The following is a 23,929-nucleotide window of genomic DNA, read 5'->3' on the forward strand; positions in this document are numbered from 1 at the left end:
GGTACGCTTCGGGTCGGGCGCGTGGCGGTAGCCCACGTGGAACAACCCGGAAGCTCGTAGTATAACTGGCACAGAAATATCGTCCAATCCACTTCCGCGCTTTCCCGGGACCGATGTCCGAACCACCCCAGCGACCGCGGCTCATTCCCGTCCTTGACGTGATGAACGGTGTGGTCGTGCGCGCCGTCGGCGGGGACCGCAAAAACTATCGCCCCGTCCGATCCCCACTGACCCCCAGCACGGTCCCGACGGACATCGCACAGGCACTGTTGCGAAGCGTGGGAGCAGGCGAGCTGTATGTTGCGGATCTCGACGCGATCACCGGGTCTGCCCGTGTAACCCCTTCCGTCGAAGCCCTGATGGAGGCGTGCGCGGTCCCCGTGTGGTTGGACGCCGGCACGGGACGGAGGGACGTGCTCGATTGGCCGCCACACCAGAACCTGCGCCCGGTGGTGGGCTTCGAGACGTGCCGCGTGCCCGAAGTTCTGGCGGAAGCACTGCTGGAACCGCGGCAACGGCCTGTTGCGTTTTCGCTCGATCTCCGGAACGGTCAGTTACTCGGAAACTGGCGCGCGTGGGGGTTGGCAGGTGACCGCGACGCCCTGGCCCTGACCCGCCGCGTCGTCGATATGGGTGTGCGCACGCTCATCGTGCTGGACCTCGCCCGCGTCGGCACGGGAACCGGTGCCGGAACGGACGAATTAGTCCGTGTGATTCGTGCCGAGTTTCCCGACCTCGATCTGATCGCCGGCGGGGGCGTTCGTACCTGGTCCGACGTTGAGCGTCTGGGCAAAGCCGGCGCGACGGGTGTGTTGGTCGCGTCGGCACTGCACGAGGGAACGTTGGTTCTCCCGAGCCCTACAGCGTAACTCTACCGGGCATCTTCGGAAGTACTGACGTGATGCCACGCAACGCGGCTGGCATCGTACTGAGTCGGGATATCGGCTTTCGCTTCTTCCTCGTCGTCGTGATCCATGTCCTGCACCACTTCCCAATGTTTGTTGCAGGTGAACCGGTACCAGCGCCCACCATCATATCGGCACACCGCAAACCCGTAGACGAAACGGTTATCCCCTTCGGCCCCGGGCAGTTGACCGAAAGGAACGTCCCCGGCCCATGCCCACCACAGTACACGTGCGCCGTCGAGCAAAGGCGGAGGGGACATGGGTGCTCACTCCGCCAGTTTCGTGAGCGCGGCGTCGGTGAGGCGGTAGACGGTCCATTCGTGCATCGGTACCGCACCGAGCGACTTGTAGAACTGGATCGACGGCTCGTTCCAGTTCAGCACCGACCACTCCACCCGGGCGCAGTCGCGCGCGACGGCCAGTTTCGCGAGCGCGACCAGCAGCGCCTTGCCGTGCCCCCGCCCGCGGGCCTCGGGGACCACAAACAGGTCTTCCAGGTAGATGCCGGGTTTGCCGCGGAACGTCGAGTAGTTGTGGAAGAACAGCGCGAACCCCACCACCGCACCGGCGTCCTCGGCAAGTAACACCTCGGCGTATGGGCGCGGGCCGAACAGGTGCGCGTGGAGATCGGCTTCGCTCAGTGTGACCGCGTGGGCGAGCTTTTCGTACTCGGCGAGCCCACGGATCAGATTCACAATCGTGGGTAAGTCGGCGGGAGTGGCGGAACGGATCATGGATACCTTTCTGGGACGCGGGTCTCCGGCCCACTGAACTACCGCGGTGCGTATATCGAGTGTTCGTCCACCGAACAACGTGCCCGAAGAAACAGGCGCGGAGGCCCGCGCGCGAGTTCAAGAGGGCGAGCCCGCTGAGTGAAGTCGTCACCTGCGGGTCGCAAGGTACTCCAACAGGTCGGCGGCGTCCTGTGGGGTGAGCGCACTCAGCAGCCCGTCGGGCATCAGCGACAGGCGCGACGGCCGCACGCTTTCGACCTCGTCGCCCGCGATCGCGATTTCCTTGTTCTCGGCGTCGCGAAGAACCAGTTGCTTCTCGTCGCGCTTCACCAGAACGCCGGTGTACGTTTTCTCGTCCTTCGTGCGGACGTTGTACGTCGCGAACTGTGGCTCGACCTTCGCCGACGGGTTCAACAAGCTGTCGAGCAGTTCCGAACGCGTGCGAACCTTACCGATCGTCGTCAGATCCGGCCCCACCGCGCCGCCCGTGTTCCCGATCTTGTGGCAGTTCGCGCACTTCATTTCCTTGTTGGCGAACAGCGCCGCCCCCTTCTGCGGGTCGCCTTTCAACGTGAGGACGGAAGCGGGCCGTGGGTTCGCCCCCAGCTTTCGCGCGCCGGGAGCCGCGGGCGTGTGCCCCTCGAACAGGTCGCGCACGAGCGGCGTACCGTGCTTCGCAACCAGGGGCGGCAGATCGTCCGCAATTTTGTCATCGATCTTGCCCAGCGCGAGCGCCCGGGCGAACGGCCACGCCTCACCGAAAGTCACATACGCCTTCTCGGGCCGGGTGAGGTCCGGGTTCGGAAACGTCCAGTCCTTCGGCGGGCTCGAAAGTGACGCGATCCACTTCCCGACCAGGTCGAGCGCGTGCGCGTGCGGGAACTCGGACCCGAGGTGCGGCATCCGCCCGCGGCCGAACTTCGCCATCCGGTAAAACAGCACGCTGCGGTACGGGTCGCCCGGCGCCACGATGCGCGCGTCCGGCAAACCGAAATCGCCCTGCCGGGGCCGCACGTCGAAGATGCCCGTTTCCCGGAGCGGCTTTGCGGCGTCCAGTTCCAGCACCACCTGACCGCCGCCCCCGCCGAACCGGTGGCAGTGCGCGCAGTTGACGTGCAGGTAGCTGCGTGCCTTCGCGTCGAGCGTGCCGTCGGCCTGGAGCGGCACCAGGGCCGGCTCCTTCTTCACCGACGCGGCGCTGAACGGCGGCAGTACGTGCTCGTTGTCGCCGATGCGGTGGGCGTACCCCTCGGTAGTGAGATGCACCAGTTGGTTCGTGGCCTTCTCACCGCCGAACAGCGGAGCGCGGTTGAGTTGCCGAATGTTGAACGCCAGCGAGTATTCGGACCACGCGTTGTGGCAGCTCAGGCACTGCGCCCGGCTGTGGAACGTCCACATTTGCTCACGCTTGCCGACCGCCGCCCACGCCCCCTTCTCGGTCTTGCCACCGGTCGCGACCGTAAACACCTTCTCGCCGCCCTCCGCGGGCACGAGGTCGGCGTCGGACTGGTCGTCGCGCCAGGCGTAGGTGTACCCGCGCCAGTCCTCCCCGTCGAAGTGCAGGAGTTGCGTCTCCGCCCGCGTTTCGACCAGGTTCTTTTCGCCCAGCACGTCGAGCGTGAGCGTCTTCACGAGCACGGCGTCCTTCGGAAACCGCATCGCGAAGTTGTGCCAGAACACCTGCCCCGGAAGCGGCCGCGGCTTCTCGAAAAACGACACCGTCGAGAGCCCCGGCAGAGCAAGCAGATAGTCCGCGGTAGCCCCGTCCTGCCACTGGCGACCGTTGACGTAGAAGGGAATCACCCCTTCGGCGGGTTCGAGCTTCTTCACGTCGGCAAACACGCCCGTTTCACTCAGCCGGGTCGGGAACTGCGTGTTGGCGGCGTTGCTCGTGTTGCGTTCGAGGGTGTAAATCGCCCCGCTGTCGTAGTCGCAAATGTAAAGCTCTCCGTCGGCGTCCTGGCCGAACGCCGACGGCCGAACGGTCGGCTTCATGATCTCGGGCATTTCCGTGAGCCGGCCGCCGTCGAACCGCGCGGCCCAGACGCGCCGCGTCTCCCAGTCGCCGAAGACATACGCACCCGCCAGTTCGGGGAACTTCTTCCCGCGGTACACGTAACCGCCCGTCACGCTCGCCGCGATCGTGTGCGGAAGTTCGATGACCGGCGCGCGGATCGGCGTCGGGCCGATCTTCTGATCGGGCCTCACCGGCTGGCGCGCCTCCGTGATGCTCCAGCCGTAGTTGCCGCCCTTCTCGACCTTGTGGACCATCTCCCACAGTTCCCAGCCGACGTCGCCGACCCACAGGTCACCGGTCTTGCGGTCGAAGCTCATGCGCCACGGGTTGCGGAACCCGAAAGCCCAGATTTCGGGCCGCACGTCCTTCAGTCCGACGAACGGGTTGTCTTGGGGAACCGCGTAGTTCTTCCCACCGTCCTTCTTGTTGATGTCGATGCGCAGAACGGAAGAGAGCAGGTCGGAACAGTCCTGGCCGGTCCCGAGCGGGTCCGGCGGGTTCGGGCTCGCGGCGTCGCCGGTGGAGATGTACAGGTAGCCGTCCGGACCGAAGTGCAGGTCGCCGCCGTTGTGCCCGCCGCCGACGAACGTGAGCACGATTTCCTCGCTCGCGGGGTCGAGCCGCGGCGGGTTCGTGTCCGTCACCTTGAAGCGCGACACGCGCGAGCCGTCCGCGAACCGCCCGTCCTTCGCCGGCGTTTTGGGGTTCAGCGTGTAGCACACGTAGCAGTGCCGGTTCTTCGCGAACTCCGGGTGGAACGCCAGTCCGTACAATTCACCCACACCCTTGGCACCGGGCAACTTCTCGACCGTCTTCAGTTCCTTACCGAAATCGAAGGCCAGTTCCCGCTTCGCGTCTGGCGTGTTCGCGAACGAGTACATGACGCCTTCTTGCTCGCCGACGAAGACGCGGTCGGTGCCGGGGCACGGCACAAAGAACACCGGGTGGCGGACTTGTACCTGCGGGAACGCCCGCACCGCCCTGAACTTCGGAGGCGGTTCGGGGCTGCCGGTAACCTTCGACGCGGTCCACGGCTTCCGCTTCGCGGAGTCGCCCCTCGGCTGGGCGACCTTATCGTCCGCGGCGCGCGTGGGCCAACCGAGCGCGATCAGGGCGAGGACAGTGAACCCGGTGACGTGAACCGCCGTCCGTGCGAAGGTGCGGGGAGACATGGTCGCTCTCCGGAGAGTTGGTCAACGCGGCCGAGTATACACTTCCCCACAAGGGATTTCGCAATGATTCCGTTCGCCGTAGCCGATGCGTTCACCGACACACCTTTCGCGGGCAACCCGGCCGCCGTGTGCCTTCTGAAGGGGTGGCCGTCGGACGAATGGCTGCGACGGGTCTCACGCGAAATGAACCTGTCCGAGACGGCGTTCCTGGTGCATCGTCAGGGCACCGAGTACGAGCTACGGTGGTTCACGCCCCAGGTCGAAGTCGAGTTGTGCGGGCACGCGACGCTGGCCTCCGCCCATGTGCTGTGGACCTCAGGCTGTGAAGGCCGAGACGTGATACGGTTCCACACAACGAAAAGCGGCGAGTTGCAGGCACGCCGACTCTCATCCGGGGAAATCGCGCTGGATTTCCCCGCAAAGCCTGCGACCCCGTGCGCCCCGCCCGCGGGGTTACTGGAATCGCTCGGTGCGCGAGCGGTCGCCGTGGCGCGGAACCAGTTCGACTATCTCGTGGAACTGGCAACTGCAGCCGAAGTGCGGGCGCTGGCCCCCGACTTCACGCAGCTCGCAAAAGTGGAATGCCGTGGGGCGATCGTGACCGCACCTGCGAACGACGCGCCGTTCGATTTCGTGTCGCGGTTCTTCGCCCCGGCGGTGGGGGTCGACGAAGACCCGGTGACCGGGTCCGCGCATTGCTGCCTGGCAGAGTGGTGGGGCGGGAAACTGAATCGGACAGATTTGACGGGCTTTCAGGCCAGTGAGCGAGGCGGCGTGGTACGTGTGGTACGCACGAACGGTCGCGTGCAACTGATCGGTCGCGCGGTCGCGGTCACGCGCGGCGAGTTGCTCGTCCCGCCGGCGTAACGCGGTTCATTTACCTTCGCCCTTTGCCTCACCGACGGGAACAACCGGACCAGGGGGGACTGGTTCCGGCATCCGCGGAACCGGAGCGACGACTTGCGGCGTGCCGGGGAACAACTCGACGATGGTCGGCAGTTTTCCGGCACGCAACGGCACGTTGCTCGGAGTTTCCAGGACCAGCGGCGGAAGCACGGTCGGCGTCCGATACGAACCCCGGTAGGTGTTGTAGATGCTCCCGGGGTAGCCGGTACGGTCGCCGAACGGCCCGTACCCGAGTCCGCCGTAAGGCGCGACGTGGTACCCGAGGGGACGCGGTACAACCGGGTTGCTCATGCTTCCCAATCCCTGCGAAGCCGACGGCGGCGGGGCGAAGAAGCGGTGACCGGGCGGCTGCGCTGAAACGACGGGGACAAGAGCCGCCAAGGTCAGCGGCGACAGAAAATAAAGCCGAACGAACATGTGTACCTTCCCTCATGATGGACGAGGGCGATTACCTGCCGCAACGTGCCGCACTCACTTCCGCATGTCCACGGTCGCCTTTTCACCCGCCCGCACGCCGACGGAAAGAGTGGCAGGGCCGCCGGGACCATCGACACGAACGCTGACCCGCTTTTCAGCCCCCGGCTCAATGGGGCGGGTCGTAAACGAGTGTCGCGTCCCGGTCTGGTTGGTGTCGATCCCGTCAAATGACACGGTCGCACCTTCGGAGGCGATGACCGTAATCGTCGCGGGCGCCGCTTCGCCCGTCGTTGCCGGAACCGGCAGCGGTTGCGGCACAGGGTTCGCCGGGTCGCCCAGAACCGGATCAACGGGCACAGCATTCAACGGCGGTGCGGGAAGCACGCGGTACGACGGTCCGACCGAATATGTTCGGGGAATCGCTGGTACGCCAAACGTGCCGAACCCGTAGCCGTAGGGGTTGTATGCGTAGCCACCGTAACCGCCGTAACCGCCGTAACCGTAGCCCAAACCGGAGCCGAACCCGAGAACGACAGTAGGGCCACGATACCCGTATCCGTATGGCCCGGCGTAATGCGTATGGTATCCGCCATGCGCGTGAGGCGCACCACCGGGATGCCCGCCGCCCGGATGTCCGCCGTGAGGCGGGGCGGCCGACGCAGGTCCAACCGCGAGGAGCGAAGCGGCCAAAGCGGAGCACCAAAAGGCACGAGAGAGTAGCACGACGAGACCTCACACGCGGCAACGGGAACCCGGTGGGAGGTGCGTCCTGCGGCATGGCCGGGTGCCGTTCATATTGTACCACGATACCGGTCCCGCGCGCAACACCCGAAACACCCATGTCCCCACTGTTCGCCTGCTTCCCGGTCTGCCTGACGTTCGTCGCGCTCGGGCTGATCGGGGTCGTGATGCTCGCGTTCGGGTTGGGCAACCGCATCCCCGGTGACGACGAACCGCCGGCCGCAACAGCCGACGCCAAACCGCACCCGCCGCCGCCGTTGTGGGTGTTCCCGGTGACCCTTCTAATTCTCGTGCTGGTCATGTTGGTGCTGGCGTGGTACTGGCCCGAGTGATCGAAACCCGCTTCACCCCGCCCGTCATTGCGTATATTGGCCGTTCGATCCGCCTGACGTTCTCGGAGCCGTGATGCCGTTCAAAGCCTTGGGTCTTCATCCGCTGATCGTCCGCGCCACCCAGGACCTCGGGTACCAGGAGCCGACGCCCGTCCAGGCCGGCGCGATCCCGGCGGCCCTTGAAGGCCGCGACGTCCTCGCGACCGCGCAAACCGGCACCGGGAAGACCGCGGGGTTCCTGCTGCCGATCCTGCACCGGCTGCTCGCCCAGCCGCGCGGCGGAACGCGCGCCCTGGTGCTGTCCCCGACCCGCGAACTGGCCGAGCAAATTCAGGACGTGTGTACGGGCCTCGCGAAGCACACGCCGATCCAATCGGCGCTGGTGGTCGGCGGCCGGCCCGAGGGGCCGCAGGAGCGGGCCTTCCGCGCGGGGGTGGACATCATCGTCGCCACCCCCGGGCGGTTGCTCGACATGCTTCAGCGGAACGTCGCGAAGCTCGACCGCGCCACCACACTCGTCCTCGACGAGGCCGACAGCCTGTTCGACATGGGCTTCCTGCCCGACGTGAAACGGATCATGGCGCGAATGCCGGCGCGGAAGCACACGCTGCTCTTCTCCGCAACGATGCCGCCGGTGATCGGCCAGCTCGCCAACGAGGTGCTGCGCAACCCCGCGGTGGTTCAGATCGGGCGCCGCAGTTCCACGGCCGTGGGCATCACCCAGGCCGCGTACCCGGTTCCCACGCACCTCAAAACCGCCCTGCTCCGTCACCTGCTGCGCGAGACGGAGATGCCGTCGGTGCTGGTGTTCACGCGGACCAAGTTCGGGGCCAAGAAGATCGCCCGCCAGGTGGCCGCGGACGGTTTCACGGTAGCCGAACTGCACAGCAACCGTACCCCGTCGCAGCGCACCGCCGCGATGGAGGGCTTCCGCCAGGGCAAATTCCAGGTGATGGTGGCGACCAACATTGCCGCCCGCGGGTTGGACGTGAACCACATCACGCACGTCATCAGCACGGACGTACCGGACGTGCCCGAAGACTACGTCCACCGGATCGGCCGCACCGGCCGCGCCGGCGCGACCGGCGACGCGTTCATCCTGTTCTCGCGCGACGAGGAGGACTCGTTGGCCCGGATCGAACGTCAGGTCGGGCAGCGGCTCCCGCGCGTCACCCTCCCGGACTTCGATTACACGCTTGCGGCCCCGCCCCCACAGCCGAACGGCGCGAAGCCGCCACGCGGCGGGGGCGGTTCACGCCCGGCGCAAAGTGCCAAGCCGAAAAGTCCGAAACGGCCGCAAGGTCAGGGGCAACCGCAACCGAAAAGAAGTAACACGCCGAAGGGACGGTCGGGAGGAGGATCGACACGACCGGGTCCGCGAAAGTGACGCCCGGGCGATCGGGTATTGGTCCCCACACACCTCGCCCGAACGTGTCACGCGGTCGCTTTCGGGGCGCGGCGGTGTCACACTTGAGCTGAATCTACGACACGCCAGCGTTGTGCGGGCCGCGCCACCGTTCCGAATCGGCCGAGCGCCGCACAACTTACAGCTCCTGTGCAGTACAATATAGGGTCACATTGCGACCCCTGCACGAATAGTTTTTTGTTCGCAACCGATCCGAAATATCGCGTACAATCAGAATGCCTACGGCGCTAGCTCGCGAGCGCTTTGTGTTCCTGCCGAGCCCTGTTCCCGCACCAGCGGCCCGGTCCATTTTTGCACCGCGACGCGATCACCGGAGGCTCCCCCCTCACCACTCCCAATTGTACATTGGAGGGCCCGTGCGATGATTTTCCGTCTCAAGCCGAACGCCACGCCATCGAATACTCGCCCCGGTTCGCGTCTCAGGTTGGAGCATCTGGAACAGCGGGATGTGCCCGCAGCCGACAGCCTCGCGTTCGTCACGTTTAACGGCGCGGCTGACTCCACGGTCAACGTCTACAGCGCGTCCACCACCATACCCCAACTGCCGACGATCACGCCGTTCGCGGGCTACCGCGGCTCGATCGTGGCCGCCACGGGCGACGTCAACGGCGACGGCGTGTCTGACGTGATCGTCGGCGCGCAGATTCCGGACGGACACGTGAAGGTGTTCGACGGCGCCACCGGCGCCACTCTGGAGAGCTATTTGGCGTTCCCGGGCTTCAACGGCGCGGTCAGCGTCGGCGCCGGCGACGTGAACGGCGACGGCGCGGCCGAAGTTCTCGTATCCGCCGACGCCAGCAACGCGCACGTCAAAGCGATCGGTGCGCAGGGCCAGGTGCTGGCGAGTTTCTTCGCGTTCCCGGGTTTTCTCGGACACGTCTCCGTGAGCGGCGGCGACTTCAACAACGACGGCACGGACGAAATCCTCATCGGCGCCGGCGGGACGGGTGTGAACGGCCGCACGGCTATCTTCAACGCGAGCGGAGCCGTGTACGACGCCGGGTTCTTCGCGTTCCCCGGTTTTGACGGCTCCGTCAGTGTTGACGCTGGGGACGTGGACGGCGACGGCATTGCGGACATCGTCGTTGGCACCGGCCCGGGTTCGGCCGGCGGCACGATCAAAGCGTTCAGCGGGTCCGGGTTCTCACAGATCGGCAGCTTCGTCGCTTACGCCCCCACCGTAACGAGTGGTGTTTCGGTGCGGGTGGTGGACAGGAACCTGGACGGCCGGCGCGACATTTTCGTCGCGCGGCAAGGCGGCAACTTCATCGGCCTGGCCGGTTTTTCCAGCCTCGCACCGCAGTTCCACGGGGTGTCCGCGGGCAACGACGAAACTAGCTTCGGAGCGGCGCTCGGGTTCCCCGGCGACCCGGCGGCGGACATTGCGCCGATCGTCGTTTCCGACAACAGTTACGCATCGGTCGTCGCATCGGTCGTCGCAACGGCGGCACCGTCCGACAACGGCCTCGTCGGCACGGACGACTTCTCGCAGTTCGGCGTAGCGGGCGAGCCGCCCCCGTTGGGCGAGGTGCCGTTTAGCGATTTCTCAGCAGAAATCCTGTAACCGCGGGTTCTGACGGCACGGTTCGACCGGGGCGACCGCCCCGGTCGGATGGTTTTCCTCCCGATCGAATCGCGAGCACTTGAGGTAATACGCGCACCGGCCGAGTGGTACATCACGCCAGTCCTGATTGCCACGCGATAATCCAGTCGTTTCAAGTTTGTTGGCTCTGCGTCCCCGCCTGCTGACGCAGGCGGGAGGTAACCGGAGCGTGTTCAGTCGTGCAATTGATCTCGTCACGGCTGTCGCCAATTTGAAATTACTGGCACCCCATTTCGTTCTGTCAGCGTTGTCACCTTCTCGCCACACACGTGTTTTCATCCTTCGCCTGGAACGGCCCTCATCCGGTCACCGGGAACGGCCCCGAGCCGCGGTTTTTGGCTGAACTACGGCTACACCTGAACTACCGTTTTGCGAGGGCACGAGCGCAGGAGCCGGGCGATGGCGCGCGAAAAGGGCGTGTGGCTACTCACGGCCGTATGGCTGTCTGCAATCGGCGCGGGGCTCTGGTTTTGGGAGCGGTACGACACGACACCAGGAGCGGCAGGTGCGCCCGCCGCTCCTAAAAATACTCCACCGCACCGCTGGCTACTGACCGTGTTCGTTCACCCGCACTGCCCGTGCTCGCGGGCGACGCTCGCCGAACTAACGCAGGTGACCGGTGCCGCACCGGACCTCGCCGTTCAAATGCTGTTCGTCGTTCCTTACGGCGTCGATTCAGGGTGGGCGCGGGGGGAACTCTGGGACCAAGCCGCGCGTGTCCCCGGTGCGCGTGTCGCCCTGGACCTGGACGGAGTGCAGGCGCGGCTGTTCGGCGCCGAAACGTCCGGGCACGCCACGCTGACCGCACCGAACGGGGCGGTGGTGTTCAGCGGCGGGTTGACGCCGAGCCGCGGGCGGGCCGGCGAAGGGTTGGCCCGACGGGCGGTACTGAGTTGGGTGCGTGGGGGGACCGGCGCCTCCACCGCCCCGGTGTTCGGGTGCGAGCTTTTGACCCCTGGTGCGTGAGCCGCGATCTGAGTGGGGTGTGCGATGTCGAACGCAGCAGGAGCGAACCGGGCCGGGCGCGTCGTCGAACTGGCGGCGCTGGCTCGCGGGGCGATCCACCGGCGCACGGACCGCACGTTCGCTGTGCTGTTGCTGCTCCAATGGTTCGCGATGGTGGCGCTGGCGGTGTGGGTGTCGCCGCGCACCTGGTCCGGGGCCGACAGCCGCACGCACCCACACATCTGGGCGGCAGTCGCCTTGGGCGGGTTGGTCGTTTCGCTGCCGGTAGCTCTGGCGCTGCGGCGCCCGGGAGCGACCAGCACCCGGTGTGTGATCGCGGCCGCACAGATGCTCTCCGCCGGGGTCCTGATCCACCTGACCGGCGGGCGCATCGAGACCCACTTCCACGTGTTCGGGTCGCTCGCGTTCCTGGCCCTGTACCGCGACTGGCGGGTGCTGCTGGTGGCGTCCGCGGTGACCGCCCTGGACCACATCGCGCGCGGGCTCGCGTGGCCCGAGTCCGTCTACGGAACCGTTGCCGGGGCCGACTGGCGGTGGGTCGAACACGCCGGCTGGGTGGTGTTCCTGGACGTGTTCCTCGGCGCGTCGTGCTGGTGGGGCGAGCGCGACCTGACCCGCACGGCCCAGCGCGAAGCGGAACTGGAAGCGGCCCACGCGACCGTCGAGGAGCGGATCCGCGAGCGCACCGCCGAGTTGTGGCAGCAGGAAGAGCGGTTCCGCAGCGCGTTCGACAGCGCCGCGATCGGGATGGCGATCCTCACCCCCGAGGGCCGGTTCGTGCGCGTCAACCGCGTCCTGTGCGACACGGTCGGATACACCGATGAGCAACTGTTACAGTGCGCGTTCGAGGCCGTCACCCACCCGGACGACCGGCCCGCGGACGCGGCGTTTACGGCCCGGATGATCTCCGGCGAGATCGCCAGCTACCAGCGCGAGAAGCGGTACGTCCACAAGGCCGGGTCGGTCGTGTGGGTGCAGGTCAACGTGTCGCTGGTGCGCGACGCGGCGGGCCGACCGCACCACGTGGTGTCGCAGATCCTCGACATCACCGCCCGCAAGGAGTGGGAAGAGGTGCTCCGGCGGGCGACCGCGGCGGCGGAGGCGGCGAGCCGCGCGAAGAGCGAGTTTCTGGCGAACATGAGCCACGAGATTCGCACCCCCATGAACGGAATCGTGGGGATGACGGAGCTGCTGCTGGAGACCCGGCTGACCCCCGAGCAGCGGGAGTCGGTAGGGCTGGTCAAGTCGTCCGCCGACGCGCTGCTGACGGTGATCAACGACATCCTCGACTTCTCCAAGATCGAGGCCGGCAAGCTGGACCTGGATCCGCTCCCGTTCTCGCTCCGGGACATGGTCGGGGACACGCTCAAGGCGCTCGCCGGGCGGGCCCACGCGAAGGGCCTCGAACTGGCTTGCGAGTTGCTCCCCGATTTGCCGGACGTGCTCCTCGGGGACGCCCACCGGCTGCGCCAGGTTCTGACCAACCTGGTGGGCAACGCGATCAAGTTCACCGACCGCGGCGAGGTCCTCGTTCGGTGCGAGCGGGTGCCCGAATCGGGGGACGCGGTGGTGCTGCGGTTCAGCGTCACGGACACGGGGATCGGGATTCCCGGTGAAAAGCTGAAGGCGGTGTTCGAGCCGTTCACCCAGGCGGACGGGAGCACCACCCGCAAGTACGGGGGCACCGGGCTCGGGCTCACCATCTGCCAGCGACTGGTGGGGCTCATGGGGGGCCGGTTGTGGGCCGAGAGCGAGTCCGGAAAGGGGAGCACGTTCTCGTTCGACGCGCGCCTGGAACTGGCCAAAGGGGCCTTCGCCCGCGCGGCCGAAACGCCCGTGGACCTCACCGACTTTCCGATCCTGATTGTGGACGACAACGCGACCAACCGGCGGGTTCTGGCCGAGACGGTGCGCCACTGGGGCGCGAAGCCGACGTGCTCGGCGAGCGGGCCGGAGGGCCTTGACGAGCTGCGCTGGGCCGCCGCAACCGGGAAGCCGTTTCCGCTGGTGCTGCTCGACGGGATGATGCCCGGGTTGGACGGGTTCTCGACCGCCGAGCGGATCGTGGGCGATTCGGAGTTGGCGGGCACCGCGGTGCTCATGCTCACGTCCGCGGACCGCCAGGGCGACGCGGCCCGGTGCCGCGAGATCGGGGTGGCCGCGTACCTGGTGAAGCCCGTCAAGAGCGCCGAACTGAGCCGGGCCATCGCGGCGGCGCTCCGCGGCACCTGTGCCCTAAACGCCTCGCCCGCCGATTCACGGACGCCGCGCGAGGCCGCGGGCCGGGGCCCAGCGCCGCAGGGGCCGCGGCTGCGGGTGCTGGTGGCCGAGGACAACCCGGTGAACCAGCGGGTCGTCCTCCGGCTGCTGGAGAAGTTCGGACACGCGGTCACCATGACCGCCGACGGGCGCCAGGCGGTCGACGCGCTAAGCCGCGAACCGTTCGACATCGTGCTGATGGACGTGCAGATGCCAGAAATGGACGGATTCGAGGCGACCCAGGTGATCCGCCGGCGCGAGGCGGGAACCGGGCGCCACACGCTCATCGTGGCAATGACCGCGCACGCCATGAAAGGCGACCGCGAGCGGTGCCTTATCGCGGGCATGGATGATTACGTGAGCAAGCCCGTCCAACGGTCCGAGCTGACCCGGGTGTTGGACCGGGCGACGGCGACGGCGACCGTGACTGCAAACGTAGCTACACCCGGACCAGCGATACCGGCCGGGGCCGCGGAGCCGGCGTTCGATCGCGCCGGCGCGGTCGAACGCCTGGCCGGCGACGAGGAGCTGTTCACCGAGGTGGCAGGGCTCTTCCGTTCGGACTCGGAGCGGTTCCTTGAGGAGTTGCGCGAGGCCGTCAGCGGCGGGGACGCGGTGGCGGTCCGCCGTGCGGCGCACGGTCTCAAGGGGGCGGCTGGGTATCTGAGCGCGAAGCCGGTGGTGGACACGGCACAGGCGCTGGAGGCGATCGGCGCGACAGGCAATTTGAGTACCGCTCCGGTCGCGCTGGAGCGACTGACGTGTGAGGTGCGCCGCCTCACCGCCGCACTTGCGGCCGCGCCCGAACTGGCACCCGGCTAGCGGTCGCGCCAGCCACCGTGTCGAAACGTCCATCACCGCGCACTCGTCGGCCCGGTTCAGCCACGGGATCTTTACAGTGTGCCGGAAGGTCGTAATCGCCGCAAGATGCGCGCGATGGACTGAACGAGTCGTCCCGACGCCGGAGCACCGCCGCTCTGCGACCCGACTATCACGGCGTCTGGTCCGATTTTGTCGGCAGCTTCTCCGGCGCAGCGGGCTTCTCGGGCTCACTTCCGCCGCGGACGCGATCGATCGTCGCGGACGGCTTCTCCAGGTCGACGACCACTTCCTTGTCCCAGATGCGCTCCCCTTCGTTCGCGGCTTTGTCCAGGGCGCGCACGCGGACGTAGAACTTCCACACCTTATCGTCCGGCACCTCCCACGCGTACCGCCCGCTGGTCGCCGTGAGGTTGTTGTCCAACCGGTACTTGATCTCGTTCCACTGCTTCGCGGAACGATCGAGAGACCACTCCAAGCTCACCGGCTGCGGCATGAGGTTCGGGTCGACCACGGTCCAGGTGATCTCCACCAGCGGCCCGCGGACCCCGCCGGGCTTAACCTGAACCGCCGTGATCTGAACCTCGGGCGGTTTGGTGTCCACGACCACCAGCACCATCGCGGGGTCGTCCTTCTTGGGCGGATCGGCTTTCGCACCGGCGCCGCTCTCGGGGATGATGTAAAACCCGTAGGTGCCCTCACGCTCGGCCTTGTACGGCAGCGACAGCTTGTGCGGCCCCTTGCTGTCCGGCGTCAGCTTTTTCTCGTAGCGGGCCACGTGCGCCCAGTCGCCCTGGTCCTTTTGAACGTACAGGTGAGCCGCCTGCACCCCGGACCGGCCCATCTTTTGAACGGTGGACTCGACGGTGAAGTCCAGCCGGTTGACGAAGTCGATGCGCGGCTGCGGGAGTGTGGTGCCGGTGAACGTGCCACCGCCGCTTTTGGGCAACCCGACCATGGTGCCGGACTCGGCCGGGATGCGCACCACCGGCGACGAACCTTCGTGTCCGGCCCGGTCGCGGGCGACCACCCGCACGTCGAGCGACTTACCTTGAGGGATCTTCCATGCGTAGCTGTCGCTCGCCTTGAACACCCGGTTGGGGGCGTCGATTTTGGTCCACTCGGAACTAGTGGGCCACTTGCACTCAAGCGTGACACCGGCCGGGTCCAGGTTGTCGTCGGTCGCGCGCCACTCGACGCCGCTCCCGAGCGGGGCGAGTTGGACCCGCGGGAACGTGGTGTCGATGACCACACGGATGGTGGCGGCAAGGGCGTCGAACTTCGGGTTCACTTCACCGTTCGCGAAGATGTACTGCCCCACGAACTCGTAGTCGCCGTCGCGCGGCGCGTCGAAGATGATGCCCTTCTTGTTGCCGTTGATGTCGCTGAGCCCGGTGAGCGGCAGCTTCGGCCCCTTCTGGAACGTTCCGCGGTTGAGCGCGTAGTAGAGCTGGATGTGGGTCGGCTTCGGGTCCATCTTCGCGACCGCGTCCTGATCGATCGGGAACCCGAACGAGCGGTGCGGCCAATAGTACGGGCGGAGCCCGCCGAACGGGTCGTCCTGGGTGCGTGCGGCAGTAGACAGCGCGAGCGCGGCCAACAGACCGAGGGCGAAGCGGAGGCTGTTTCGAGCTCGCACGGTGGACCTCCCTTGTGGCGCGGAGGGATCCGATGCGCCATGTCCCCATGATCGACCAGAGAAGCTGGGGAACTTGAAGGAAAGGGCCGCGACTGCGCGAGGAGTGAGGAGTTGCCGTTTGACATTTGGGCGTGCCCCTCACTCTCGATCCTCCTCTACTTGCCTTTCACGTACTTGGCTGGATCGGCGTTGAACTCGTCGCGGCACCCGGAGCAGCACACGTAGTACGTCTTGCCCATGTACGTGACCGGGATGTTCGCCGACCCACCCGACACGATGCACTCGGGCTTCTTCGCGCCGCCCGCGAACGACTCTCCGTCCTTGCTCCCTGACATTTGATGAACCGTCGAGAAAAGCCCTTTTCCGCCGTCCTGTTTTTCGTATTTCATGGCGAACCGCGCGCCCTCTGCAATAGTGTTCATCGTCACGCGGTACACGTCGCCGGTCTTGGCGTCCTTGCGGTCCACTTTCAGCGCGCCCTTGGCGATGTCACCTTCAAACGTCTGGGCCTCTCCCTTGCCGCTCGGGGTGAGCGCGAGCACGTACTTTTTCTTGTCCAGGTTGTACCGCAGTTCGCCGCCGGAGAAGTACTTGCCCTTTCCCTCCGCGAACTCGACCGCGATCCACGCCTCCCCGTCCTTGAACTTCCACCCCCAGGCCACCTTTTCCTTCCAGGCGTCCGTTTTGCCCCCCACCTTCTGGGTGCCTTCGAGGTTCCACGTGCCGACGAAGTCCTGAACCTCTTGCAGCGCCTTTTTGACCTTCGCCGCGTCGTCGGGCTTGGCCTTCTTGTTCGGTTGGGCCAGGCCGGCGGCCGAGGCCAGCGCGAGAATGCCGGCCGCAAGCGCGGCAAGGGCGGCGGTCCGCTGGAACATCGCGTAACTCCTGTTGGTTTCGTGGAGAAGTAAGCGGCGGGTCGGGCAGAGTTTGGACGCGGTGCCGCCGGTTCAGTTCCACAACTCCATGATACCCTAGCCCACGAAAATACCATCCGCGGCTTCAGGCCCGAATGCGAGGGCGTCATTGGGGCCGTCCGGGGCCTCGTCGAACGCGTCGGAGGAGGTCTCGACGACCGAGGCGAACACCGGTCCCGCGATCAGGTCCGCGAACCCGCCACCGCTGTGGGTCGGTGGGTCGATTGTGAACCGCTCCCGCCGCACGACGGTTTCGGTGATCCCGTCGGTGAACCCGGTGCTGTTCACGTCGCCCGCGGCCCGGTACGTTCCGCTGTTAGAACCGAAGAAGGGCATAACCACCACCGTTCGTGGGCCGAATGAAGTAGCGCCGAACACACCATGGCGTGTTCGGCGCTACTTCATTCGGCCCACGAACGGCAACCCGGTGCAGTAGGTTGTGTGCCGCGTTTGAAAGTGCGGCGCCCGCCCCCTGCGGAACCGGTACAGGTGGCAGCCGCTTTCGGGCGGAACAGGTCGCGCCCTTCAGAGTAGCCGGCGACGGCAATTACAAACGAACCGTTTAGTGCGATATCAAACAGCAAATAGCAAGCGTGTCGCCGCTTTCCTCCTGGCGGGATAGAGACGGCCGCCGAGATGTCGGGCACTAGCGCATCCGGCAGTTGCGTGTCAGACTGATTGGCGCGAGATCTGCAAAGCGCACAGACACACGTCCCCCCTGCGAGTCGTCGCGAGCGTCGAGCCAGTCGGCAAACGCGAACCAAGCGGTATCATCGCCAGGGTTAGCGCGGACCGCGCCCAGGAACGCCGCTTCGTCCGACAGCGCCCGCTCACGCAAGAACGGTTCGCGTCACTTCGCTCCGTTGGCGGCGAGCTTCTCTTTTTTGACGTGGTCGCGCATCGGCTGGATCATCTGGTCGAGGGCGCCCGCCATAATCGCGTCGAGTTTGTAGACGGTGAACTCGATCCGGTGGTCCGTGCAGCGGTTCTGCGGGAAGTTGTACGTTCTGATGCGGGCGTTGCGGTCGCCGGAGCCGATCTGCTCCTTGCGCATGCTGGCCCGCTCGCGGTGGATGCGTTCCTGCTGCCGCTCGAACAGGCGGGACCGCAGAATACGCATCGCCTGCTCGTAGTTCTTGCCCTGGCTGCGGCCGTCCTGGCACTTCACTTCCATCTCGTCGGGGGTGCCCTTCTTGTACCAGATGCGCACCGCCGACTCGGTCTTGTTGACGTGCTGCCCGCCGGCCCCGCCGGCCCGCATCCGCTCCCACTCGATGTCGTTCGCCTCGTTGATCTCGACCTGCGCCTCTTCGGGCTCGGGGAGCACCGCGACCGTCGCCGCCGAGGTGTGAATGCGGCCCTGGGTCTCGGTGGCCGGCACGCGCTGGACGCGGTGCCCGCCGGACTCGTAACGCAGGAGCTGGTACACGTCGTCGCCGGTGACGCCGAACGCGACTTCCTTGAACCCACCGGCTTCACCGGGGCTGGAGGCGATCTCCTCGATCTTCCAGCCTTTCTCACGCGCGTACCGGGTGTACATTTCGTACAGATTACCGGCGAACAGTGCGGCTTCGTCGCCGCCGGTGCCGGCCCGGATTTCAATGATGAGTTTGGAAAAGTCTTCTGATGGGTCGAGCAGGAGCTTCTCTTCGATTCGGGCGTGGAGCGCGTCTCGCTTCGGGCGCAGGTCCGCCAGTTCCTCGTCGGCCATGTCCTTCAGGTCGGGGTCGGCCGCCATTACCTCGGCGTCTGCGATGGCCCGGCAGAGCCGCTTGTACTCGATGTACGGCTCCACGATCTTGGCAAGGGCGCCCCGCTCCTTGCCGATGGCGCCGGCTTTGACGGGGTCGCCGGCGATCGCAGGGTCGTAAAGCTGCTGTTCGAGTTCGGCGTAACGCGCGAGTTGCGGTTCGAGTGTGGGAAACATCGTTTTGGTGTCTGGTGTTCGGGTGCTGGGTGTCTGATCGGAACGGGCGCACGAGTATCGGGGCCGCTAAAGCGGTCCGAGGTCGTAAGCCGCCCGCCGATCCGAAACGTGAGACACAAGCCGCCCTCGCTGGAACCGAACACCGAACGACGCAGGCGTGCCTTACTTCTTGTCTTCGGCCTTCGCGTCCTTCTTGCCGTAGCCGGTCTTCTTGTACTTGTCGTTGAACTTCTGGACCCGCCCGGTGGTGTCGAGCAGCTTCATCTTACCGGTGAAGAACGGGTGGCTGGCGCTGGAGATTTCCAGCTTGTACAGCGGGTACTCGTTCCCGTCGGTCCACTTGATGGTGTCGGTGGTCGGCACACACGACTGCGACAGGAACGCGAACTCCGCCGCGGCGTCCTGGAACACGACCGGCCGGTAGTTGGGGTGAATGCCCTTCTTCATAACGATTGCTCCACAAATACAAGTTTAGGCTAGTTATCGTAGAGACGCATCGGCGGGGCGACAAGGCAGCGTCGCCCGCTCAGTCACGCGAGATTACGGCAGCATTTCCACTCCCAGCAGCGTAAAATCGTCGGCGTGGTGAAGGTGCTGGAGCAACTCGCGGGCAACCGCGTCGACGAACTCCGAACCGGTCGCGGCGCGGTGCCTCGTTACGGCGTCCAGCAGCCGGTCGGCCGCCCCCGGGCCGGGCGCCCCATCGGGGCGCGTCCCGTCGGTCCCGATTAGTAGGCGGTCTCCGGGTTTCAGCACCCCAGTAAGCGGCTGGTAGGTCGTATCGGCGGTACCTAGGAACGGCCCCGGCACGGTCCACACCGTTGCCGACCCGTTCGCCGGAAGGTGGACCGGCGGGGGTGATCCCGCTCGCGCCAGCGTCACCGCTCCGGTTTTGGCGTTCAGTACCCCGCTCAGCATCGCCACCAGGGGCACGTCGTCCGCGCCAAGCCCCACCAACTGACGGTTCACCGTCGTGAGCACCTCTTCCGGCGGTACGATACGGTAGCTGTGCCCGGTGATCTCTTTGAGCACCGCGGACTGTTGAACGAACACACCCAACAGCCCTCCCGTCGAGGCGCCGGAGCCGACCAGTTCGCCCACGAAGAACCCGACGTGGTTCTCGTCGAGTCGGCGCACCTCGTGGAAGTCGCCGCCGGTGCGGTGCCGCGCCCGGTAGCACACGTGAAACCGCGCGCCACACACCTGCGGGAACGATTTCGGCAGGAAGGTCGCCTGCACCCGCCGGGCCATCTCCTGTTCGCGATCGAGCTGCGTGAGGGCCTTCTTCAACTGATCCCCGAGCAGCCGCGCCTCCGCGGCGCGGACCGCGACGCGCGACGCGTTCGCCTGCGTGCGGGCCATCGCCCGGAGTTGGGCGAAGAGCGTACCGGCGTCGGCCGAGTCCGTCAGCACTGCGTCGGCTCCGGCGGCAAGGCCGGCGGCGACCGCCGACGTGGGGGCCAGCCACAGCACCGGGACGACGATGTCGCCGAGTTCGGCGCGCCAGCGCCGGGTCTGAGCCGCCGCGGCCTCGACCCGCGCGCCCGTCGCGACCACCGCGACCGCCACGGCGGCGAAGTCCACCGCGGGGGCCGCACCGAGCGAGTGATCGGCGACCGCGAACCCCGCGGAGGCGATCAGCTTCCGCAGCTCGATCGCGTCGGGCCAGCCGGCGGGGGCGCTCAGGAGGACGGTCGCGGGTGTCGGCATCGGTGTTCGGGTGTTTGGTGTTTCGTGTTCGGTGTTTAGTATGAACTCCGTCGGTCCCGTTCCGCCCGCGGCCCGCGCCACCCAACACGAAGCCCCCGGACGCCGATGCCTATTCAGATGGAACTCCGCCGGATCATCATCAGTGAGCTGGTCGAGCACCAGATCGTCGTGCTGAAGGAAGTGGACGGCGAGCGGCACTTCCCGATCGTCATCGGCATTTTCGAGGCGACCAGCATCGACCGCCGGGTGAAGGGCATTCAGGCCCCGCGCCCGCTGACGCACGACCTGATCAGTGCGGTGGTGGAGCAACTGGGCGGCGAGATCCAGGATATCGTTATCAACGACCTGAAGGAGCACACGTATTACGCGCAGCTCCGCATCCGCAAGGACGGCGAGTTGACCAAAGTGGACTGCCGGCCCAGCGACGCGATCGCGGTGGCGGTGGCGAACCGGGTGCCGATTTACGTTGCGGAGGATGTACTGGGCGAAGCGCTCGAAGACGAATAGCTCCGTGCCAGAGCGTTAAATGGTAGCGGGCGGCGCACCTGCGCCGCCCGCTGAACTCGAGCCCGGGATTCACCCGGTTGAGGTTACTTCTTCTTGGCGGCCGTGGCGGGGGCGACCCGAGCCTTGGTCTTGGCCTTGGGCGAACCCGGGCCGACCTTGTTCGTCGGGCGCACCATCACCACCGCGCCGTTGAAGCCCGGGATGCCGCCGCGAATCAACATCAGGTTGTTCTCGACGTCGACTTTCACGACCGTCAGGTTGCGGATCGTCACCCGCTCGTTGCCGTACTGGCCCGCGCGCCGCAGGCCCTTCTTCGGGCGGCCGGTACCACGGTTGCTCGCCAGCGACGCGGTCGAACCGGCCTGGCGGTGTACCTTCTTCGCACCGTGCGCGGCTGGCATACCGTCGAAGTTGTGCCGCTTCATCACACCGGTGTACCCGCGGCCCTTGGTCGTGCCGATCACGTCGACCGCCTGCACGTCCTTGAAGACCTGATCCACGGTCAGCTTGTCACCGACCTTGAGAGTCACGTCTTCCGTGTACAGCTCGTGCTTTTGGGTCGCGCCCTCACCGCTCACCTTGATCCGCTCGACCTTGAAGCTCGCTTCGGCGGGGCCGGCCTTGATGGTGCCGGTCTGCACGAACGCGCCGCCCAGGTCGATCCGGAACTCGCGGATCACCTTTTGCGGCTCGCAGTCGGCCTTCGGCGGGAGGACAACGCCGGCCTTCTGGCGGGCGTCTTTCCGCTTCGACTTCAGCCCCGCGGCGACGTGCCCCTGTTCGGGGCGGGTCGCGCTCTTCCGCTTCTTGTCTTTGAACCCGAGCTGGATGGCCGTGTAGCCGTCCTTCGCCGCGCCCCCCTCGGCGCTGGGGTACTTGATCTGCAGCACCGGGCACGGCCCGAGTTGCAGCACGGTCACCGGCTCGGCCTTCCCTTCGGGGGTGAAGACCTGAGTCATGCCCACCTTGTAGCCGATCAGTCCGAGAGCCATCGCACTTCGCCTTTCGCCGCCCCGTGGGGCAGTCTGTTCGCCAGGGGCCGGCCTGCGATCAACGCCAAGTGCGTTACGCATCAGCCGTTTGGATACCCCCGCGCGTGGAAGTGCAAATTGTAGCGGTCGCTGCGGCGGCGGCCAGTGAGCCGCCGGCGCGGCGGCCGGGGGGCGTTGGACGCGGCGCGGTGCGTGGGGCATGTTTCCGGGCGCGAGGGCACGGACGAGAAGGTCGGGTGACGGCCGCAGCGCACCGGCGCCGTCACGAATCGGTCACGAGCCCGTTGCGAACGGCTTGACCCGGCGGGTACGATTGAATCGCCTTTGCACATCATCGAAGGGGCACAACATGAGGCGGTTGTTCGCGGTGCTCGGGACCTGCGGGCTGGCCATCGGGATCGCAACCGCCGCCGACCCGCCCCCCGTCGTCACCGCGTCGCAACTGATCGAGCGGCTCGGGGCCGGCGACTTTCGCGAGCGCGAGGCCGCCACGGCTGCACTTCACAAAGCCGGCCCGGGTGCGATCCCCTTGCTCCGCGAGGCCCTTAAATCCGACGACCCGGAGGTCCGGCAGCGGGCCGCGGGGGTCCTGTTCCGGCTCCAGCGGACCGCCGAAAGTACGGCGATGCTCGCGCCGAAAAAGTTGCGCCTGGCGTACCGTGCCACGCCGCTGGGCACCGCGGTCAACGATCTCAGTGCGCGCACCGGCGTCCGAATCGTGCTGGACACCGGTCGCATTGCCAACCCGCTCCGCACGGTCACCTGCGAGACCGACGAGTTGCCGGCTTGGGAAGCGATCGAGCGGTTTTGCGCGGCGGCTGGGCTCGAAGAGGTACACAAGCTCGAACTCGAGTTGCAGAAACCGCCGCAAGGCCGCCGCGGTTACGTGTCGCTGCCACAACCGCCCAGCGCGGACGCGGTCCCGGTCACCCTTGCGGACGGGACCGCGCGATTGTCCGGCGGGCGCGACACCGCGGTGCGCGTAACCGCCCTGCCGCGAACGTTCCCCGGCCACCGGGTGACGCTCGGGACCGGAGAAACGACGCTGTGCTTCGATATCGCCCCCGCACCCGGTTTGAACTGGCAGGACGTTATCGCGGTGCGGGTCCATAAGCTCATCGACGACGCCGGGCGCCCGGGTTCCGGCGGGTCGACGCCCCCGCCACCGGCGTCCGGTGGTGGCGAAGTCGTTGTGGCCTGGGGCGGTGCCGCGGGCGGCGCCTTCATGCCCGCGGTCGGGGCCGCCCGGTTCGATTCGCGCACCGGTCAGCCGCTCCTACCGGACACGGTACCGAACCCGCGCGTCGTGCCGGTACCGCTGAAGCTCGGCACCCCCACTGCGAAGAGCATCAAACGCCTCGAAGGGTGCGTCGTCGGGGAAATTCACGTTCCGAGCCAGCCGCTCATCACGATCTCCGATCCGACGAAGCACGTCGGGCGTGTATTCGATGGACCGGGGCAGACGCGTCTGACGGTACTGTCGATGAACGAAAAGGGGAACGTCGTCACCGCGCGGGTGGCGATACAGTACCCGTCGCCGTGGGCGTCGAGCGCGCGCCGGGGGCGGAACCCGGGCGGGTTGTGGCCGGAAGCGCCGCGCGGGCCGGGAATGTCCATGACCGTGCAGGCGCTCGACGCGAGTGGCAAGGTCTCACCCTATCAAACCCTCAACATCGACTTCAGTGATTCGGGTGACGGCGGGCAGGTGCTCGTTCAGCACCTCGACCTGGGGTTCCGGAACGCAGTCGGCGCGCCCGCGAAGCTGGTGCTGGTCGGCCCACGCCCCGTTGTCGTCGAGGTGCCGTTCGTACTGGAGAACGTGCCGCTACCATAGCGCCTCCTGCATCGGCCGTGCTCGCGACGCCCGGCCGGCCCTGAAGGATTCCGCAACACGCTCGCACCCGGCACTTCGACCAACGAGCGCGGCGCGGCTCCGCTCGCCA

22 protein-coding genes are annotated in these 23,929 nt (G+C 66.8%); 9 read left to right on the forward strand and 13 right to left on the reverse strand.

Annotated elements, in window-relative coordinates:
- Positions 1–113: 113 nt before the first annotated feature.
- The gene (locus GobsT_RS27875; RefSeq protein WP_029601379.1) at positions 114–869 is read left to right on the forward strand and encodes a HisA/HisF-related TIM barrel protein; all 756 of its coding nucleotides are present in this window, start codon (positions 114–116) and stop codon (positions 867–869) included.
- Between the two features lie 2 nt (positions 870–871).
- Here the strand turns inward: GobsT_RS27875 and GobsT_RS27880 are convergent, their stop codons facing one another.
- The 3 genes from GobsT_RS27880 to GobsT_RS27890 form a co-directional block, all read right to left on the reverse strand.
- Positions 872–1,165: a hypothetical protein gene (locus tag GobsT_RS27880; protein WP_109570821.1), complete on the reverse strand. Its 294-nt coding sequence runs from the start codon at positions 1,163–1,165 to the stop codon at positions 872–874.
- 6 nt (positions 1,166–1,171) lie between these two features.
- Complete coding sequence (locus GobsT_RS27885; protein WP_109570820.1) at positions 1,172–1,639, reverse strand: GNAT family N-acetyltransferase; 468 nt, start codon at positions 1,637–1,639, stop codon at positions 1,172–1,174.
- A gap of 147 nt (positions 1,640–1,786) precedes the next feature.
- Entirely contained in the window at positions 1,787–4,828 is a 3,042-nt protein-coding gene (locus GobsT_RS27890; RefSeq protein WP_109570819.1) for a PQQ-dependent sugar dehydrogenase, read from the reverse strand.
- A 63-nt stretch (positions 4,829–4,891) separates the two neighbouring features.
- On the opposite strand from GobsT_RS27890, the gene GobsT_RS27895 reads away from it, so the two are divergent.
- The gene (locus GobsT_RS27895; protein WP_109570818.1) at positions 4,892–5,695 is read left to right on the forward strand and encodes a PhzF family phenazine biosynthesis protein; all 804 of its coding nucleotides are present in this window, start codon (positions 4,892–4,894) and stop codon (positions 5,693–5,695) included.
- 6 nt (positions 5,696–5,701) lie between these two features.
- On the opposite strand, the gene GobsT_RS27900 is transcribed toward GobsT_RS27895, so the two are convergent.
- Positions 5,702–6,025: a hypothetical protein gene (locus GobsT_RS27900; RefSeq protein ID WP_010046648.1), complete on the reverse strand. Its 324-nt coding sequence runs from the start codon at positions 6,023–6,025 to the stop codon at positions 5,702–5,704.
- 180 nt (positions 6,026–6,205) lie between these two features.
- On the reverse strand, positions 6,206–6,508 hold the full coding sequence (locus tag GobsT_RS38240; protein ID WP_010046644.1) for a TIGR03000 domain-containing protein: 303 nt from the start codon (positions 6,506–6,508) through the stop codon (positions 6,206–6,208).
- Positions 6,509–6,990: 482 nt separating this feature from the next.
- Here GobsT_RS38240 and GobsT_RS27910 point away from each other — a divergent pair, with 482 nt between their 5' ends.
- The 5 genes from GobsT_RS27910 (at position 6,991) to GobsT_RS27930 (ending at position 14,300) form a co-directional block, all read left to right on the forward strand.
- Positions 6,991–7,224, forward strand: coding sequence for a hypothetical protein (locus GobsT_RS27910; RefSeq protein ID WP_010046641.1), 234 nt, complete (start codon positions 6,991–6,993; stop codon positions 7,222–7,224).
- Between the two features lie 73 nt (positions 7,225–7,297).
- Positions 7,298–8,611: a DEAD/DEAH box helicase gene (locus GobsT_RS27915; RefSeq protein ID WP_010046639.1), complete on the forward strand. Its 1,314-nt coding sequence runs from the start codon at positions 7,298–7,300 to the stop codon at positions 8,609–8,611.
- A gap of 487 nt (positions 8,612–9,098) precedes the next feature.
- Positions 9,099–10,214 carry an FG-GAP repeat domain-containing protein gene (locus GobsT_RS27920; protein ID WP_162542127.1) on the forward strand — a complete coding sequence of 372 codons (1,116 nt, stop codon included), beginning with the start codon at positions 9,099–9,101 and terminating at the stop codon, positions 10,212–10,214.
- A 438-nt stretch (positions 10,215–10,652) separates the two neighbouring features.
- Positions 10,653–11,219 carry a thioredoxin domain-containing protein gene (locus tag GobsT_RS27925; RefSeq protein ID WP_033199351.1) on the forward strand — a complete coding sequence of 189 codons (567 nt, stop codon included), beginning with the start codon at positions 10,653–10,655 and terminating at the stop codon, positions 11,217–11,219.
- A 24-nt stretch (positions 11,220–11,243) separates the two neighbouring features.
- Entirely contained in the window at positions 11,244–14,300 is a 3,057-nt protein-coding gene (locus GobsT_RS27930) for a hybrid sensor histidine kinase/response regulator (RefSeq protein ID WP_010046634.1), read from the forward strand.
- 169 nt (positions 14,301–14,469) lie between these two features.
- Here GobsT_RS27930 and GobsT_RS27935 read toward each other — a convergent pair whose 3' ends face one another.
- From GobsT_RS27935 to GobsT_RS27965, 7 genes are all read right to left on the reverse strand, one after another.
- Positions 14,470–15,936: a hypothetical protein gene (locus GobsT_RS27935; RefSeq protein ID WP_010046632.1), complete on the reverse strand. Its 1,467-nt coding sequence runs from the start codon at positions 15,934–15,936 to the stop codon at positions 14,470–14,472.
- Positions 15,937–16,091: 155 nt separating this feature from the next.
- Complete coding sequence (locus tag GobsT_RS27940) at positions 16,092–16,811, reverse strand: YHS domain-containing protein (RefSeq protein ID WP_010046631.1); 720 nt, start codon at positions 16,809–16,811, stop codon at positions 16,092–16,094.
- A 96-nt stretch (positions 16,812–16,907) separates the two neighbouring features.
- Entirely contained in the window at positions 16,908–17,186 is a 279-nt protein-coding gene (locus tag GobsT_RS27945; RefSeq protein ID WP_010046629.1) for a hypothetical protein, read from the reverse strand.
- Positions 17,187–17,496: 310 nt separating this feature from the next.
- Positions 17,497–17,688, reverse strand: a complete 192-nt coding sequence (locus tag GobsT_RS41260; RefSeq protein WP_071529369.1) for a TIGR02996 domain-containing protein — start codon at positions 17,686–17,688, stop codon at positions 17,497–17,499.
- Positions 17,689–17,700: 12 nt separating this feature from the next.
- Positions 17,701–18,777, reverse strand: coding sequence for a peptide chain release factor 1 (gene prfA / locus GobsT_RS27955; RefSeq protein ID WP_010051059.1), 1,077 nt, complete (start codon positions 18,775–18,777; stop codon positions 17,701–17,703).
- Between the two features lie 162 nt (positions 18,778–18,939).
- The gene (locus tag GobsT_RS27960; RefSeq protein WP_010051058.1) at positions 18,940–19,224 is read right to left on the reverse strand and encodes a type B 50S ribosomal protein L31; all 285 of its coding nucleotides are present in this window, start codon (positions 19,222–19,224) and stop codon (positions 18,940–18,942) included.
- 93 nt (positions 19,225–19,317) lie between these two features.
- Entirely contained in the window at positions 19,318–20,487 is a 1,170-nt protein-coding gene (locus GobsT_RS27965; RefSeq protein WP_010051057.1) for a PP2C family protein-serine/threonine phosphatase, read from the reverse strand.
- A gap of 117 nt (positions 20,488–20,604) precedes the next feature.
- Here GobsT_RS27965 and GobsT_RS27970 point away from each other — a divergent pair, with 117 nt between their 5' ends.
- On the forward strand, positions 20,605–20,994 hold the full coding sequence (locus GobsT_RS27970) for a bifunctional nuclease family protein (protein WP_010051056.1): 390 nt from the start codon (positions 20,605–20,607) through the stop codon (positions 20,992–20,994).
- 83 nt (positions 20,995–21,077) lie between these two features.
- Here GobsT_RS27970 and GobsT_RS27975 read toward each other — a convergent pair whose 3' ends face one another.
- Positions 21,078–21,986, reverse strand: coding sequence for a large ribosomal subunit protein uL3 (locus tag GobsT_RS27975; protein WP_010050599.1), 909 nt, complete (start codon positions 21,984–21,986; stop codon positions 21,078–21,080).
- A 349-nt stretch (positions 21,987–22,335) separates the two neighbouring features.
- Here GobsT_RS27975 and GobsT_RS27980 point away from each other — a divergent pair, with 349 nt between their 5' ends.
- Positions 22,336–23,820, forward strand: coding sequence for a HEAT repeat domain-containing protein (locus tag GobsT_RS27980; protein WP_010050596.1), 1,485 nt, complete (start codon positions 22,336–22,338; stop codon positions 23,818–23,820).
- The last annotated feature ends 109 nt before the right edge of the window (positions 23,821–23,929 follow it).

The organism is Gemmata obscuriglobus, assembly GCF_008065095.1.
GTDB classification, from domain to species: domain Bacteria; phylum Planctomycetota; class Planctomycetia; order Gemmatales; family Gemmataceae; genus Gemmata; species Gemmata obscuriglobus.

Bases quoted from the DNA above. Each gene is read 5' to 3' on its own strand.
- GobsT_RS27945 (WP_010046629.1), bottom strand. From the start codon at position 17,186: ATGCCCTTCTTCGGTTCTAACAGCGGAACGTACCGGGCCGCGGGCGAC.
- GobsT_RS27880 (WP_109570821.1), bottom strand. From the start codon at position 1,165: ATGTCCCCTCCGCCTTTGCTCGACGGCGCACGTGTACTGTGGTGGGCA.
- GobsT_RS27975 (WP_010050599.1), bottom strand. From the start codon at position 21,986: ATGGCTCTCGGACTGATCGGCTACAAGGTGGGCATGACTCAGGTCTTC.
- GobsT_RS27900 (WP_010046648.1), bottom strand. From the start codon at position 6,025: ATGAGCAACCCGGTTGTACCGCGTCCCCTCGGGTACCACGTCGCGCCT.
- prfA (WP_010051059.1), bottom strand. From the start codon at position 18,777: ATGTTTCCCACACTCGAACCGCAACTCGCGCGTTACGCCGAACTCGAA.
- GobsT_RS27910 (WP_010046641.1), top strand. From the start codon at position 6,991: ATGTCCCCACTGTTCGCCTGCTTCCCGGTCTGCCTGACGTTCGTCGCG.
- GobsT_RS27965 (WP_010051057.1), bottom strand. From the start codon at position 20,487: ATGCCGACACCCGCGACCGTCCTCCTGAGCGCCCCCGCCGGCTGGCCC.
- GobsT_RS27940 (WP_010046631.1), bottom strand. From the start codon at position 16,811: ATGTTCCAGCGGACCGCCGCCCTTGCCGCGCTTGCGGCCGGCATTCTC.
- GobsT_RS27875 (WP_029601379.1), top strand. From the start codon at position 114: ATGTCCGAACCACCCCAGCGACCGCGGCTCATTCCCGTCCTTGACGTG.
- GobsT_RS27890 (WP_109570819.1), bottom strand. From the start codon at position 4,828: ATGTCTCCCCGCACCTTCGCACGGACGGCGGTTCACGTCACCGGGTTC.
- GobsT_RS27930 (WP_010046634.1), top strand. From the start codon at position 11,244: ATGTCGAACGCAGCAGGAGCGAACCGGGCCGGGCGCGTCGTCGAACTG.
- GobsT_RS27895 (WP_109570818.1), top strand. From the start codon at position 4,892: ATGATTCCGTTCGCCGTAGCCGATGCGTTCACCGACACACCTTTCGCG.
- GobsT_RS27885 (WP_109570820.1), bottom strand. From the start codon at position 1,639: ATGATCCGTTCCGCCACTCCCGCCGACTTACCCACGATTGTGAATCTG.
- GobsT_RS27960 (WP_010051058.1), bottom strand. From the start codon at position 19,224: ATGAAGAAGGGCATTCACCCCAACTACCGGCCGGTCGTGTTCCAGGAC.
- GobsT_RS27970 (WP_010051056.1), top strand. From the start codon at position 20,605: ATGGAACTCCGCCGGATCATCATCAGTGAGCTGGTCGAGCACCAGATC.
- GobsT_RS27915 (WP_010046639.1), top strand. From the start codon at position 7,298: ATGCCGTTCAAAGCCTTGGGTCTTCATCCGCTGATCGTCCGCGCCACC.
- GobsT_RS27980 (WP_010050596.1), top strand. From the start codon at position 22,336: ATGAGGCGGTTGTTCGCGGTGCTCGGGACCTGCGGGCTGGCCATCGGG.
- GobsT_RS27925 (WP_033199351.1), top strand. From the start codon at position 10,653: ATGGCGCGCGAAAAGGGCGTGTGGCTACTCACGGCCGTATGGCTGTCT.